Source organism: Streptomyces botrytidirepellens, assembly GCF_003721215.1.
Taxonomy (GTDB): Bacteria; Actinomycetota; Actinomycetes; order Streptomycetales; family Streptomycetaceae; genus Streptomyces; species Streptomyces himastatinicus.
The window spans coordinates 1-15634 of sequence record NZ_RIBZ01000025.1 but is presented as its reverse complement, the minus strand read 5'-3'; the positions used below and the strand labels follow the sequence as shown (position 1 = coordinate 15634).

At 73.9% G+C, this 15634-nt stretch carries 2 protein-coding genes; both read right to left on the bottom strand.

Going from position 1 to position 15634, the window contains the following annotated elements:
• Positions 1-3 precede the first annotated feature (3 nt).
• On the bottom strand, positions 4-9627 hold the full coding sequence (locus EEJ42_RS01360; RefSeq protein WP_123098208.1) for a type I polyketide synthase: 9624 nt from the start codon (positions 9625-9627) through the stop codon (positions 4-6).
• Between the two features lie 56 nt (positions 9628-9683).
• Positions 9684-15634, bottom strand: a 5951-nt coding sequence (locus tag EEJ42_RS01355; RefSeq protein ID WP_123098207.1) for a type I polyketide synthase, incomplete at its 5' end; no start/stop codon positions are given.

Genomic DNA, 15634 nt, shown 5'->3' with positions numbered 1-15634 from the left:
TCCTTAGATTCCGAGTTCTTTCTCGATGAAGTCGAAGACCTCATCCTGCGTCGCCTGTTGCAGCTTCTCCGTCACGGTGTCGGCACCGCCGTCGGCCGTCTCGGCACCGGCCGTACGGGGCTCCGCCCACTTCGCCGCGAGGTCCCGCAGCCGGGCCGCGATGTCGTCCCGCGCCTCGCTCTCCGGGTCGAGGACGGACAGCGCGGACTCCAGTGCGTCCAGCTCCGCGAGTCCGGGCGCGGCCGCCGTACCGCCGTCGCCGACGAGTTCGCCGCACAGGAACTCGGCCAGCGCCGACGGGGTCGGATAGTCGAAGACCAGCGTGGCGGGCAGCTTCTGCCCGGTGGCGACGCCCAGCCGGTTGCGCAGCTCCAGCGCGATCAGCGAGTCGAAGCCCAGCTCCTTGAACGCCCGCCCCGCGCCGACCTCGTCGGTCGTCGGGTGGCCGAGCGCCGCGGCCGCGTTGGTGCGGACGACCTCCAGGACCACCAGGGACTGTTCGGCCCGGGAGATCCCGGCCAGCCGCTGCCGCAGCGCGTCCGCCGGGGAGCCGTCCGCGCCCGCGGACGGGTCGCCGCCCGGGACGCCGGTCTCCCGCAGCCGCCGCACCTCCGGCAGATCGCCGATGAGCGGGCTGGGGCGGACCGCCGTGTAGCCCTGGGCGAAGCGTTCCCACTGGATGTCGGCGACGGCCAGCACCGTGTCGGCGTGGTCCAGCGCCTGCTGGAGCGCCATGATCGCCGCGTGCGGGTCCATCGCCGGGACACCGCCGCGGTCCAGCCGCTCGCCGATGGCACCGCCCGCGGCAAGACCCGTCTCGCCCCAGCGGCCCCAGGCCACGGAGGTGGCGGGCAGGCCGTCGGCGCGGCGCTGCTCGGCGAGGGCGTCGAGGTAGGCGTTGGCCGCCGCGTAGTTGCCCTGCCCGGCGTCGCCGAGGGTGCCCGCGATGCCGGAGAACAGCACGAACGCGGACAGGTCCAGGTCCCGGGTCAGCTCGTGCAGATGGCGCGCCGCGTCGGCCTTCGGGCCGAGGACGGTCGCGAACCGCTGCGGGGTGAGCGCGTCGAGCACACCGTCGTCGAGGACGCCCGCGGCGTGCATGACGGCGGTGAGCGGCTGGTCGGCCGGGATCGTGGCGAGCAGCGCCTCGACGGCCTTACGGTCGGCCACGTCGCACGCGGCGACGGTGACCTGGGTGCCGAGCGCGGTCAGTTCGTCGCGCAGCTCGGTGGCGCCGGGCGCCTCCAGGCCGCGGCGGCTGGTGAGCACCAGGTGCTCGGCGCCGCTGCGGGCCAACCAGCGCGCCACATGGGCGCCCAGCGCCCCCGTACCGCCGGTGACCAGCGTGGTGCCGGACGGGCTCCAGGACCGTACGGCGGGCACCCCGGCCAGCGGGGAGCGGGCGAGCCTGCGGGCGAACACGCCCGCCGCGCGCACCGCGAGCTGGTCTTCGCCGTCGGCCCCGGCGAGCACCCCGGCGAGCCGGGACAGCGCCCGCTCGTCGGCGGCGCCCGGGAGGTCGACCAGGCCGCCCCAGCGCTCCGGGTACTCCAGCGCGGCGGTCCGGCCGAGCCCCCAGACGAGAGCCTGCTCCGGCGATTCCGGCCGGTCCGTGGCGCTCACGGACACCGCGCCGTGGGTGGCGCACCACAGCGGCGCCTCCACCCCGGCGTCGCCCAGCGCCTGGATCAGCGCGACGGTGCCGGTCAGCCCGGCGCCGACGCCGTCCGTGCCGGGCGCGGTGCGCTCGTCGAAGGCGAGCAGCGACAGCACACCGGAGACGGTTCCGGTGTCGGTCAGCTCCTCGCGCACCAAGCGGGTCAGCGACGCGCGGTCGGCCTCCACCGCGGCCGGGGTGATCTGCCGTACGTCCGCGCCGCGTTCGGCGAGCGTACGGACCACGCCGAGCGTCCAGTCGTCGGTGACGGCGGACTCGGGCACGGCCAGCAGCCACGTCCCGGACAGCCGCGGCGCGTGCGCCTCGGTGCGGGAGGTCCACGTCACACGGTAGCGCCAGCCGTCCACGGTGGACTGCTCGCGGGCCTGCTTGCGCCACGACGCGAGGGCGGGCAGGACGGCGCCGAGCGAGGACCGCTCGGTGTCGTCGTCACACGCGAGCGTGTCGGCCAGCGACTCCAGGTCCTCGCGCTCGACGGCCTCCCAGAAGCGGGCGTCGACGGCGTCGGACTGCGACGCCGGGGCGTCCACGACGGCGTCGGCGGCCTGCGGCCAGAGGTGCTGGTGCTGGAAGGCGTACGTGGGCAGCTCGACGCGCGAGGCACCGGTGCCGTCGAACACCGCATCCCAGTCGACGTCGACGCCGCGGGTCCATGCCTCGCCGAGGGACGCCCAGAAGCGGTCCAGACCGCCCTCGTCACGGCGCAGCGAACCGATCGCGGCCGCCTCACGGCCCGCGTCCTCCGCCGTTTCCTGCACGCCCATCGCGAGCACCGGATGGGCGCTGGACTCGATGAACACGCTCATGCCCTCGTCGAGCAGGCGGCGGATGGCGCTCTCCAGCTCGACGGTGCGGCGCAGGTTGGTGAACCAGTACTCGGCGTCCAGCTCGGTACCGTCGACCCACTCCCCCGTCACGGTGGAGAGGAATGGCACCTGAGTGGTCTGCGGCTGTACGGGCGCGAGCAGTTCCAGCAGCTCATCGCGCAGCAACTCCACCTGCGCGGAGTGCGAGGCGTAATCCACCGGGACGCGGCGCGCCCGGACCTCGTCCGCCTCACAGGACGCCAGCAGTTCGTCCAGCGCGGTCGGCTCACCGGAGACCACCACGGCCGACGGGCCGTTGACGGCCGCCACCGAGATGCGCTCCTCGCCCCACGCCGCGATCCGCTCCCGTACCTCGGACACCGGCAGCGCCACGGACACCATGCCGCCCTTGCCCGCCAGCACCCGGCCGATCGCCTGACTGCGCAGCGCCACCACGCGCGCCGCGTCCTTCAGCGACAGAATCCCGGCCACGCACGCGGCCGCGATCTCACCCTGCGAGTGGCCCACCACGGCGGAAGGCCGCACACCCAGCGAACGCCACAGCTCCGCCAGGGACACCATCACCGAGAACAGCACCGGCTGAACGACGTCCACCCGCTCCAGTGACGGCGCGCCCTCCGCTCCGCGCAGCACATCCACCAACGACCAGTCGGTGAATTCAGCGAGCGCGGCGGCACACTCATCAATACGGGCAGAGAACACCGGTGAAGCATCCAACAGCCCCACAGCCATGCCTACCCATTGTGACCCCTGTCCGGGGAACACGAATGCGGCCTTGCCCCCGATTGAGGCCCCCTGCACCAGGTTGGGCAGGACCTGCCCCCTAGCGAGGGCGTCCAAACCGCGAGCGAAGTCATCCCGGTCCGAGCCCACGAGCACCGCGCGCCGGTCGAAGGCGGCGCGGGTAGTGGCCAGCGAGTGGCCGACGTCGGCCGGGCGCAGCGCCGGGGCGGTGTCGAGGTGGGCCAGCAGCTTGGCGGCCTGGGCGCGCAGCGCGGCCTCGCTCTTGCCCGACAGCACCCACGGCAGCACCCCGCCGGTCTCCGGGGTGTCCTGCCGGTCCTCCGGCTCCTCGGTGGGGGCCTGTTCCAGGATGGCGTGGGCGTTGGTGCCGCTGAAGCCGAACGACGACACGGCGGCGCGGCGCGGGTGGCCGGTCTCCGGCCACGGCCGGGCCTCGGTCAGCAGCTCGATGTCGCCCGCCGACCAGTCCACGTGCGGGGTCGGTTCGGCGATGTGCAGCGACTCGGGCACGACGCCGTGGCGCATGGCGAGCACCGTCTTCATCACGCCCGCGACACCGGCCGCCGCCTGGGCGTGGCCGATGTTGGACTTGATGGAGCCCAGCAGCAGCGGCTGCCCCTCGGGCCGGTCCTGGCCGTAGGTGGCGAGCAGCGCCTGCGCCTCGATCGGGTCGCCCAGCGTCGTCCCCGTGCCGTGCGCCTCGACGACGTCGACCTCGCCGGTGGCCAGGCGGGCGTTGGCGAGGGCCTGGCGGATGACGCGCTGCTGGGACGGGCCGTTGGGCGCCGTCAGACCGTTGCTCGCGCCGTCCTGGTTGATGGCGGAGCCGCGGACGACCGCCAGCACCGGGTGACCGTTCTTCCGGGCGTCCGACAGCCGCTCCACCAGCAGCATGCCCACGCCCTCGGCCGGGCTGAAGCCGTCGGCGTCCGACGAGAACACCTTGCTGCGGCCGTCGGAGGACAGTCCGCGCTGGCGGCTGAACTCGATGAACGTGCCGGGCGTCGCCATGACGGTCACACCGCCCGCGAGCGCCAGCGAGCATTCGCCGTTGCGCAGCGCCTGCACGGCGAGGTGCAGCGCCACCAGCGACGCCGAGCACGCGGTGTCGACGGTGACCGCCGGGCCCTCCAGGCCGAAGGTGTACGAGAGCCGGCCGGAGACGACGCTCGCGGCGCTGCCGGTGGCGAGGTGGCCCTCGTAGCCCTCGGTGGTGTTGCGCATGAGGATCGAGTAGTCGGAGCCGTTGGTGCCGACGAAGACGCCGGACTGGCTGCCGTGCAGCGTGGCCGGGTCGATGCCCGCGCGCTCGAACGCCTCCCAGGAGGTTTCCAGCAGCAGCCGCTGCTGCGGGTCCATCGCCATGGCCTCACGCGGCGAGATCCCGAAGAACGCCGGGTCGAACTCGGCGGCCCCGGTGAGGAATCCGCCCTCGCGGGTGTAGCTGGTGCCCTGCGCGTCCGGGTCCGGGTTGTAGAGGGAGTCGATGTCCCAGCCGCGGTCGCCGGGGAACTCCGACAGCGCGTCGCCACCGGAGTCGAGCAGCTGCCACAGCTCCTCGGGGGTGCGGACGCCACCCGGGAAGCGGCAGCTCATGGCGACGATGGCGATGGGCTCGTCATCGGCGGACGCCGCCGCGACGGGCTGCGTGGCCACGGCCGTCTGCTGCCCGCCGGACAGCTCGGTGCGCAGCTGGCGCGCGAGCACCGTGGGGGTCGGGTAGTCGAAGATGAGCGTCGGCGGCAGCTTGAGCCCGCTGGCCGCGCCGAGGCGGTTGCGGAGTTCGACGGCGGTCAGCGAGTCGAAGCCCAGATCCTTGAACGCCCGGCCCGGCTCGACGTCGTCGGCGCCCGTGTAACCCAGTACGGCCGCCACGGCGGTCCGTACCAGATCCAGCACCAGCCGCTCCTGCTCGGCCTCCGACGCCCCGGCGAGCTGCCGCACCAGCGCGGCGCCCTCGGCGCCCTCCGCCTCGGCGTCGCCGCTCATGTCCGCGATGACGTCCCGCGCCTCGGGCAGGTCGTGCAGCAGCGGGCGGGAGCGGCCGGAGGTGAAGGCGAGGACGAAGCGCTTCCACTCCATGTCGACGACCGTCAGCACCGACTCGTCGCGGTCCAGGGCGTGCTGGAGCGCGGCCACGGCCGCGCCGGGCGCCATCTCGATGACGCCGTGGCGGCGCATCCGGTCGCCCACGCCGCCCTCGGCCATGCCGCCCTCGCCCCACGGCCCCCAGGCCAGCGAGGTGGCGGGCAGGCCCTGGGCGCGCCGCCACTCGGCGAACGCGTCGAGGAACGCGTTGCCCGGCGCGTAGTTGCCCTGGCCGGGCGCGCCGAAGGTGGCCGCGAAGGACGAGAACAGCACGAACGCGGACAGGTCCAGGTCCCGGGTCAGCTCGTGCAGATGCCGGGTGGCGTCGACCTTCACCTTCAGCACCCGGTCGATCTGCTCCGGGGTCAGCCCCTCGATCACGCCGTCGTCCAGCACGGCGGCCGTGTGCACGACGGCGGTCAGCGGACGGTCGGCGGGGACAGCGGCCAGCACCTTGGCCAGCGCGTCGCGGTCGGCCACGTCGCACGCGGCGACGGTGACCTGGGCGCCGAGCGCCGTCAGCTCGTCGCGCAGCTCGGTGGCGCCGGGCGCCTCCATGCCGCGGCGGCTGGTGAGCACCAGGTGCTCGGCCCCGTTACGGGCCAGCCAGCGCGCCACATGGGCGCCCAGCGCCCCCGTACCGCCGGTGACCAGCGTGGTGCCGGACGGGCTCCAGGACCGTACGGCGGGGGTACCGCTCAGCGGGGCGCGCACCAGGCGGCGTACGAGGAGCCCGGTGGCGCGGATCGCGAGCTGATCCTCGTCGCCTTCCCCGGCTCCCGCGAGCGCGGTGACCAGCCGGGACAGCGCCCGCTCGTCGGCCACCTCGGGCAGGTCGACCAGACCGCCCCAGCGCTCGCCGTGCTCCAGCGCCGCCACCCGGCCCAGGCCCCAGATCAGCGCCTGCTCGGGCGCGTCCAGCACATCGGCGCGGCCGACGGACACCGCGCCCCGCGTGGCGGACCACAGCGGTGCGCCGGTCTCCGCGTCGCCCAGCGCCTGCACCAGCGCGAACTGCGCCGCCACCCCGGCCGGGACGGAGCCGTGCAGCGGGTGCGGACGGCCCTCCAGCGCCAGCAGCGACAGCACACCGGCGAACGGGATGCCGTCGGTGTCGGTGAGCGCGGTGCGCAGCCGCTCGGTCAGCTGCTCACGGCCGTCGGTGGCGGGGTCGACCACGATCTGCCGTACGTCCGCGCCGCGTTCGGCGAGCGTACGGGCCGCACCGGTCGCCCAGTCGCCCTCGGCGGCGGACTCCGGCACCACCAGCAGCCACGTCCCGGACAGCCGCGCGGACTGCCCGTCGGTGAGGGGCTTCCACGTCACGCGGTAGCGCCAGCCGTCCACGGTGGACTGCTCGCGCGCCTGCTTGCGCCACGACGCGAGGGCGGGCAGCAGCGCGCTGACCTGCTCGTCGCCGTCGACGGCCAGTTCGGCGGCCAGCGCCTGCCAGTCCTCGCGGTCGACGGCGTCCCAGAAGCGGGCCTCGACGGGGTCGGCGGCGGTGGCGGTGGCAGCGGCAGGCGATGTGCCCGCCTCGAGCCAGTAGTGCTGGTGCTGGAAGGCGTACGTGGGCAGCGCGACGCGCGAGGCGCCCGTACCGTCGAACACCGCCTCCCAGTCGACCTGGACGCCACGGGTCCACGCCTCGCCGAGGGACGCCCAGAAGCGCTCCAGACCGCCCTCGTCGCGGCGCAGCGAACCGATCGCGGCCGCGTCCATGCCCGCGTCCTCGGCGGTGTCCTGCACCCCCATCGCCAGCACCGGGTGGGCGCTGGACTCGATGAACGCCCCGAAGCCCTCGTCGAGGAGACGGCGTACGGCGCTCTCCAGCTCGACGGTGCGACGGAGGTTGGTGAACCAGTACTCCGCGTCCAGCTCCGGACCCTCGACCCACTCCCCCGTCACCGTCGAGAGGAACGGCACCTGGGCGGGCTGCGGCTGTACGGGGGCCAGCAGCTTCAGCAGCTCGTCGCGCAGCAACTCCACCTGCGCGGAGTGCGAGGCGTAATCCACCGGCACCCGACGGGCCCGCACCTCGTCCGCCTCGCACGACGCCAGCAGTTCGTCCAGCGCGGTCGGCTCACCGGAAACGACCACGGCCGACGGGCCGTTGACGGCCGCCACCGAGATGCGCTCCTCGCCCCACGCCGCGATCCGCTCCCGTACCTGGGACACGGGCAGGGCCACGGACACCATGCCGCCCTTGCCCGCCAGCACCCGGCCGATCGCCTGACTGCGCAACGCCACCACACGGGCCGCGTCCTGCAAGGTCAGAATCCCGGCCACGCACGCGGCCGCGATCTCACCCTGCGAGTGGCCCACGACGGCAGCCGGTGCGACGCCGAACGAGCGCCACAGCTCGGCCAGGGACACCATCACCGAGAACAGCACCGGCTGGACCACATCGACGCGCTCCAGCGACGGCGCACCCTCGGCGCCCCGCAGCACCTCCACCAGCGACCAGTCGGTGAACTCCGCCAGGGCCGCCGCGCACTCCTCGATGCGGGCGGCGAACACCGGCGAGGCGTCCATCAGCCCCACCGCCATGCCCGCCCACTGCGAGCCCTGCCCCGGGAACACGAACGCCGTGCGGCCGCCGACGGCGGACCCCTGCGCCACGTTCGAGGCCATGCCGCCACCGGCCAGCGCGCCGAGCCCGGCGAGCAGTTCGTCGCGGTCACGGCCCCGCACCACGGCACGGTGGTCCAGCTGTGCCCGGGTCGTGGCGAGCGACAGGCCCACGTCGACCGGGCGCAGCGCGGGGTCGGCCTCCAGCTGGGTCAGCAGCCGCTCCGCCTGCGCGCGCAGTGCCGCGGCGCTCTTGCCGGACACCGCCCACGGCACCACGTCCAGCCGCCGCGACGGGGGTTCCTCGGCGGGCGTCTCCGCGTCCTCCTCGGCGGGGGCCTGCTCCAGGATGGTGTGCGCGTTGGTGCCGCTGAAGCCGAACGAGGACACCGCGGCGCGGCGCGGCCGGTCGGTCTGCGGCCACGGTGTGGTCTCGGTGAGCAGCGACACGGCGCCCGCCGACCAGTCGACGTGCGGGGTGGGCTCGTCGACGTGCAGCGTCTTGGGCAGGACGCCGTGGCGGATGGCCATGACCATCTTGATGATTCCGGCGACACCGGCCGCGGCCTGGGTGTGGCCGATGTTGGACTTGATGGAGCCCAGCAGCAGCGGCTGTCCCTCGGGCCGGTCCTGGCCGTACGTGGCGAGCAGCGCCTGCGCCTCGATCGGGTCGCCCAGCGTCGTCCCCGTGCCGTGCGCCTCGACCACGTCGACGTCGGCCGCGCCGAGGCGGCCGTTGGTGAGCGCTTGGTGGATGACGCGCTGCTGGGACGGGCCGTTGGGCGCCGTCAACCCATTCGACGCGCCGTCCTGGTTGACGGCCGAGCCGCGCACGATGGCGAGCACCGGGTGGCCGTTGCGCCGCGCGTCGGACAGCCGCTCCACGAGCAGCATGCCGACGCCCTCGCCCCAGCCGGTCCCGTCGGCGGCGGCGGCGAACGGCTTGCAGCGGCCATCGGCGGCGAGCCCGCGCTGACGGCTGAACTCGGTGAACGTCGACGGCGTGGCCATCACGGTCACGCCGCCCGCGAGCGCCAGCGAGCATTCGCCGTTGCGCAGCGCCTGCACCGCCATGTGCAGGGTGACCAGCGACGACGAGCACGCCGTGTCGACGGTGACGGCCGGACCCTCCAGACCGAAGGTGTACGACACGCGGCCGGACGCGATGCTGCCCGAGCTTCCGGTGCCGAGGAAGCCTTCGACGCCCTCGGGCACGGAGTCGAGCCGCGAGGTGTAGTCGTGGTACATGACGCCCGCGAAGACACCGGTGCGGCTGCCGCGCAGCCCGGTCGGGTCGAGGCCCGCGCGCTCGAACGCCTCCCACGACGACTCCAGCAGCAGCCGCTGCTGCGGGTCCATCGCCATGGCCTCACGCGGCGAGATGCCGAAGAGCGTGGGGTCGAAGCCGCCCGCGTCGTAGAGGAATCCGCCCTCGCTCACATAGCTGGCCCCGGCCTGGTCGGGGTCGGCGTCGTACAGCGACTCGATGTCCCAGCCGCGGTCGGTGGGGAAGCCGGAGATGGCGTCCTCGCCGCCCGCGACGAGCCGCCACAGCTCCTCGGGGGTGCGGACGCCGCCCGGGTAGCGGCAGCTCATCGCGACGATCGCGATGGGCTCCTGGTGCCGCTCTTCGACCTCGCGCAGCTGACGGCGGGCCTGACGCAGGTCGGCGGTGGCCCGCTTGAGGTAGTCGCGAAGCTTGTCCTCGTTATTCACCATTGCGTCGGCTCCTTGCGAAGGGGGAGGTGGTGCTCATGAGTTCCAGACGCTCCCTTTCAGGAGGAGCCGAGTTCGTCGTCGAGCAGGTCGAAAAGCTCATCGTCGGTTGCGGATTCGAGGTCGTTGTCGTCGGTGTCGCCGTCCGCCGCGTCCTGCGCGTCGTTCCACTTCGCCAGCAGGGCCTGGAGGCGCATGGTGATCCTGGAGCGGGTGACGCTGTCGTCCGCGGCCCCCGCCAGGGCGGCTTCCAGCCGGTCGAGTTCGCCGAACACCGACGGGCCGCCGCCGTCCCCGTGCGGGAGTTCCGCGCGCAGATGGTCGGCGAGGGCGTCGGGCGTCGGGTAGTCGAAGATCAGCGTGGCCGGCAGCCGGAGGCCGGTGGCCGCGCCGAGCCGGTTGCGGAGTTCGACGGCGGTGAGCGAGTCGAAGCCCAGGTCCTTGAAGGCCGCGGCCGGTTCGATGGCCGCCGCGCTGCCGTACCCGAGCACGGTCGCCACCTGGGCGCACACCAGGTTGAGCAGGAAGCGGTCCCGTTCGGCCGCGGACATGCCCGCGAGCCGGTCGGCGAGGCTCGTCGCGTCGTCCGCCCCACGGCCACCGGCCGCGGCGGCGCGCCGCACCGGGGTACGGATCAGCCCACGCAGCAGGGGCGCCACCCCGGCCGTGGACTGGGCGCGCAGTGCGGCGATGTCCAGGGCGGCGGGGATCAGCACCCCGTGTCCGGCGAGCCCGGACACGTCGAACAGCGCCAGGCCCTCGGCGTTGCCGAGCGCGTTCATGCTGCCGCGGTTCATGCGCTGCCGGTCGGCGGTGGCGAGGGTGGACGCCATGCCGTCCTCGTCGTCCCACAGGCCCCAGGCGAGGGAGACGGCGGGCAGGCCCTGGCTGCGCCGGTGCTGGGCGAGGGCGTCCAGGAAGGTGTTGGCCGCCGCGTAGTTGCCCTGCCCCGGGTTGCCGAAGACACCGGCCGCCGAGGAGAACAGCACGAACTCGGCGAGGTGGTCGTTGCCGCGGGTCAGCTCGTGGAGGTTCCACGCCGCGTCGACCTTCGGCCGCAGCACCCGCTCGACGCGCTCGGGGGTGAGGGACTCGATCGTCCCGTCGTCGAGCACACCCGCCGCGTGGATCACGGCGGTGAGCGGGTGTGCGGCGGGGATGTCGGCCAGGACGGCGGCGAGCGCGTCCCGGTCGGCCGCGTCGCACGCCGCCCAGGTGACCTGGGCACCCAAAGCGCTCAGCTCGTCGGCGAGTTCGGCCGCACCCGCCGCCTCGGCGCCACGGCGGCTCGTCAGCAGCAGCCGCCTGGCCCCGCGCTCGGTCACCAGGTGGCGGGCCAGCAGCCCGCCCAAGGTGCCGGACGCGCCGGTGACCAGCACCGTGCCCGCCGGGTCGAGGCCGGGCACGGCCGCCTCGTCCAGGGCCGCCACGCGCGCCAGCCGGGGTGCGTACGCGGCCCCGCCGCGCACGGCGAACTGCGGCTCATCCGTCCGCAGCGCCGCCAGCAGCGCGGAGAGGGAAGCGGCAGCGACGGCGCCGCCGTCCACGTCGGCCAGCACGAACCGGCCCGGGTGCTCGGCCTGCGCCGACCGCACCAGGCCCCAGAGGGCGGCATGGGTGAGGTCGTCCACGCCCTCGGCTGTGGCCTCACCGTCCGTCGTCACGGCCACCGCGCCCCGGGTGAGCAGGACCAGCCGCGAGTCGGCGAACCGCTCGTCGACGAGCCACTCCCGTGCCAGGGCCAGCGCCCGCAGGGTCACGGTGTGCGCCGCGGCCGCGGTGTCCCCGGAGGTGGTGAGGTCGGGCAGGCACGGTACGAGGACCACGTCCGGCGCGATCCCCTCGGCCTCGACCGCCTCGCCGAGCGCGGACAGGCCCGCGTAGGTCTCGGCCTCGATCCCGGCGTCGGCCAGCGCCCCGGTGATCTTCAGGTCGCCGCCGCCGGTGTTCTCCAGGACGGCCCACAGGGCGGTGTCGTCCCCTTCGTCGGACGTGGGCAGCGCGGCCCAGTCGACGCGGAACAGCGACTCGTGGTGACGGGCGTTGCTTGCGGTGAACTGCCCCGGGTCGAGCGGCCGGAGCGCGAGCGAGCCGACCGACACCACCGGGGCACCGGCCTCATCGGTGATCTCCAGCGCCACCGCGCCCTGCCCGGCGCCCTGCCCGGCCGGGGAAACCCGCACCCGCAGGGCCGTCGCGCCGACGGCGTGCAGCCGTACGCCGTCCCACGAGAACGGCAGCCTCGCCTGCCCGGCCTCCTCCGCCGCCCAGAACCCGCCGAGGCCCACCGCGTGCAGCGCGGCGTCCAGCAGCGCCGGATGGCAGGCGTACGCACGGGCCTCGCCCTGCTGCTCCTCGCCCAGCGCCACCTCGGCGAACACCTCGTCGCCGCGCCGCCAGGCGGACTTCAGCCCCTGGAACACCGGGCCGTACGCGAGGCCGAGCGCCGCGAAACCGTCGTACAGGCCGTCGACGTCGATCGGCTCGACGGCCGTGCCGTCGACCTCCGCCGGGGGCCACTGCGCCATGGGGCTCGGCGCGGTGGCGGCCGGGCCGGTGGTGCCGAGCACACCGGCCGCGTGCCGGGTCCACGGCTCGTCGGCCGCGTCCTCCGGGCGCGAGTAGATGTGCAGCGCGCGCCGCCCCTCGGGGCCGTCGGGCTCGTCCACGGAGACGCGGAGCTGCACCGCGCCGCGCTCGGGGAGGACCAGCGGCGCTTCCAGGGTCAGCTCCTCGACCTGGTCGCAACCGACCTGGTCACCGGCCCGGACGGCCAGTTCGACCAGGGCCGTCCCCGGCAGCAGCACCGTGTCCATGACGGCGTGATCGGCCAGCCAGGGGTGCGTACGGAGCGACAGCCGACCCGTGAACAGGAAGCCCTCGGAGTCGGGCAGGTCCACCGCCGCACCCAGCAACGGGTGATCGGCGGAGCCGAGCCCGGCCGACGCCACATCGCCCACGGCCCCGGCCGGGGCCTCCAGCCAGTAGCGCTCGCGCTGGAAGGCGTACGTGGGCAGGTCGACGCGGGACGCACCGGTCCCCGCGAAGTACGCCTCCCAGTCGACCGCCACGCCACAGACGTGCGCACGGGCGACGGCGGTCGTCAGCGCCTCGGCCTCGGGACGGTCCTTGCGGAGGGCGGAGGCGAAGGCGGTGTCACTGTCGCTGGTCACGCAGTCCTGGGCCATGGCGGTGAGCACACCGTCGGGGCCCAGCTCGACATACGTAGTGACGCCCTGGGCTTCGAGAGTGCGGATGCCGTCGAGGAAGCGGACCGCTTCGCGGACGTGGCGCACCCAGAAGTCGGGGCTGGTGATCTCCTCAGCGGAGACGAGGTTCCCGGTGAGGTTGGAGACGATCGGGATGCGCGGAGCCTCGTAGGTCAGCCCCTGCGCGACCTCGCGGAACGCGTCCAGCATCCCGTCCATGCGGGGCGAGTGGAAGGCATGGCTGACGGTGAGGCGCTTGGTCTTACGACCCTGCGCCTCGAAGGTCGCGGCGATCTCCCGAGCGGCTTCCTCATCACCCGCGATCACGACCGACATCGGACCGTTGAGGGCGGCGATGCTGACGCGCTCGGTGAGCAGCGGCGCCACCTCATCCTCCGACGCCTGCACCGCGACCATCGCGCCACCGACGGGCAGCTCCTGCATCAACCGCCCACGAGCGGCCACCAACCGGCAGGCGTCCGCGAGCGAGAACACACCCGCCACATGCGCGGCAGCCAACTCACCGATCGAGTGCCCGGACAGGAAGTCCGCACGCACACCCCAGGCTTCGACCAGCCGGAACAGCGCCACCTCGATGGCGAACAGCCCAGGCTGGGTGAACGCCGTCTGGTCGAGCACCGCAGCGTCGTCGCCGAACAGGACCGTCTTCAGCGGCCGTTCGAGGTGCCTGTCCAGCGCGTCGCACACCGCATCCAGCGCCTCCGCGAACACCGGGTACGCGTCGTACAGCTCACGGCCCATGCCGAGCCGCTGGCTGCCCTGACCCGTGAACAGGAACGCCACCTTGCCGTCCGCCACCGAGCCCGCGACCAGCCCCGCGGCCGACTCGCCCCGTGCCAGGGCGTCGAGTGCGGCACGGTCCTCGCCGATCACCACCGCACGGTGGTCCAGCGCGGCGCGCGTGGTCGCGAGCGAGTACCCGACGTCGCCCGGGGTGAGGTCCGGGTGCGCGTCCAGGTGCGAACGGAGCCGCACCGCCTGGGCACGTAGCGCGTCGGCGGTCTTCGCCGACAGCGCCCACGGCGTCACGCCAGGCGTTCCCGCCGCCTCACGCGGCGCCTCATCCTCAACCGGCGCCTGCTCAATGATCGTGTGGGCGTTCGTCCCGCTGAAGCCGAACGACGACACCGCCGCACGCCGGGGACGGCCCGACTCGGGCCACTCCTGCGCCTCGGCGAGCAGCGACACCGCGCCCGCGGACCAGTCGATGTGTGGCGACGGCTCATCCACGTGCAGCGTCCGCGGCAGCATCCCGTGCCGCATGCCCATCACGATCTTGATGATGCCCGCGACACCGGCGGCGGCCTGCGTGTGGCCCATGTTCGACTTGATCGAGCCGAGCAACAGCGGCCGGTCCTCGGGGCGGTTCTGGCCGTACGTGGCCAGCAGCGCCTGCGCCTCGATCGGGTCACCCAGCGACGTACCCGTGCCATGCGCCTCGACCGCGTCCACCTCGGCGGCGGACAGCCCGGCATTCGCCAGGGCCTGCCGGATGACGCGCTGCTGCGACGGGCCGTTCGGCGCCGTCAGACCATTGGACGCACCGTCCTGGTTGATCGCGCTGCCACGCACCACCGCGAGCACCGGGTGGCCATGACGACGCGCATCCGACAGCCGCTCCACCAGCAGCATGCCCGCACCCTCGGACCAGCCCGTGCCGTCAGCATCCGCAGAGAACGCCTTGCACCGGCCATCCGCCGCAAGCCCCCGCTGACGGGAGAACTCCACAAACGGCGCCGGAGTCGCCATCACCGTCACACCGCCCGCGAGCGCCAGCGAGCATTCGCCGTTGCGCAGCGCCTGGACGGCCAGGTGGAGCGCGACCAGCGACGACGAACACGCGGTATCCACCGTGATCGTCGGACCCTCAAGCCCGAACGTGTACGCCAACCGGCCCGAAATCACACTCGCCGCATTGCCGGTGCCGACGAATCCCTCGACGCCTTCCGGAAGCGCCGGAAGCGAGGACGCGTAGTCGTGGTACATGACGCCCGCGAAGACACCGGTACGGCTGCCGCGCAGCACGCCCGGGTCGATGCCCGCCCGCTCGAACGCCTCCCACGACGTCTCCAACAGCAACCGCTGCTGCGGATCCATGGCGAGCGCCTCACGCGGCGAAATCCCGAAGAACGTCGGGTCGAAGTGACCCGCCCGGTCGACGAAGCCGCCCTCGCGGGAGTACGAGGTGCCGGGGTGGTCCGGGTCCGGGTGGTACAGCCCGTCCAGGTCCCAGCCACGGTCGGTCGGGAACTCGGAGATCGCGTCCCGGCCCTCCATGACCAGCCGCCACAGATCCTCCGGCGTCTCCACCCCACCCGGGTAACGGCAACCAAGCCCCACGATGGCGATCGGCTCATCATCCGCAGCCGACACCACCACCGGACCGTCCACCGCAGCCGCCGTCCCGCCCAGCTCCGTACGCAGGAACTCCGCGAGCACCACCGGCGTCGGGTAGTCGAAGACCAACGTCGCAGGAAGCCGCAGCTCACTCGCCGCACCCAACGCGTTCCGCAGCTCCACCGCCGTCAGCGAATCGAAGCCCAGATCGCGGAAGGACTGATGCGGCTCCACGGTGTCCGTCGAGTCGTGGCCGAGCACGGCCGCGACCTGGTGACGGACCAGGTCGAGCAGGACGTCGAGCTGTTCGGCCTCGCCGAGCCCGGCCAGCCGCTGCGCCAGCGCACCCGATGCGGCCGCGCCCTCCGCCGTACGCCGCCCCGGCACCCGCACCAGCCCACGCATCAACGGCGCCACCACACCCGACGCCGCGGCCTCGGCCC

Bases quoted from the DNA above. Each gene is read 5' to 3' on its own strand.
- EEJ42_RS01360 (WP_123098208.1), bottom strand. From the start codon at position 9,627: ATGGTGAATAACGAGGACAAGCTTCGCGACTACCTCAAGCGGGCCACC.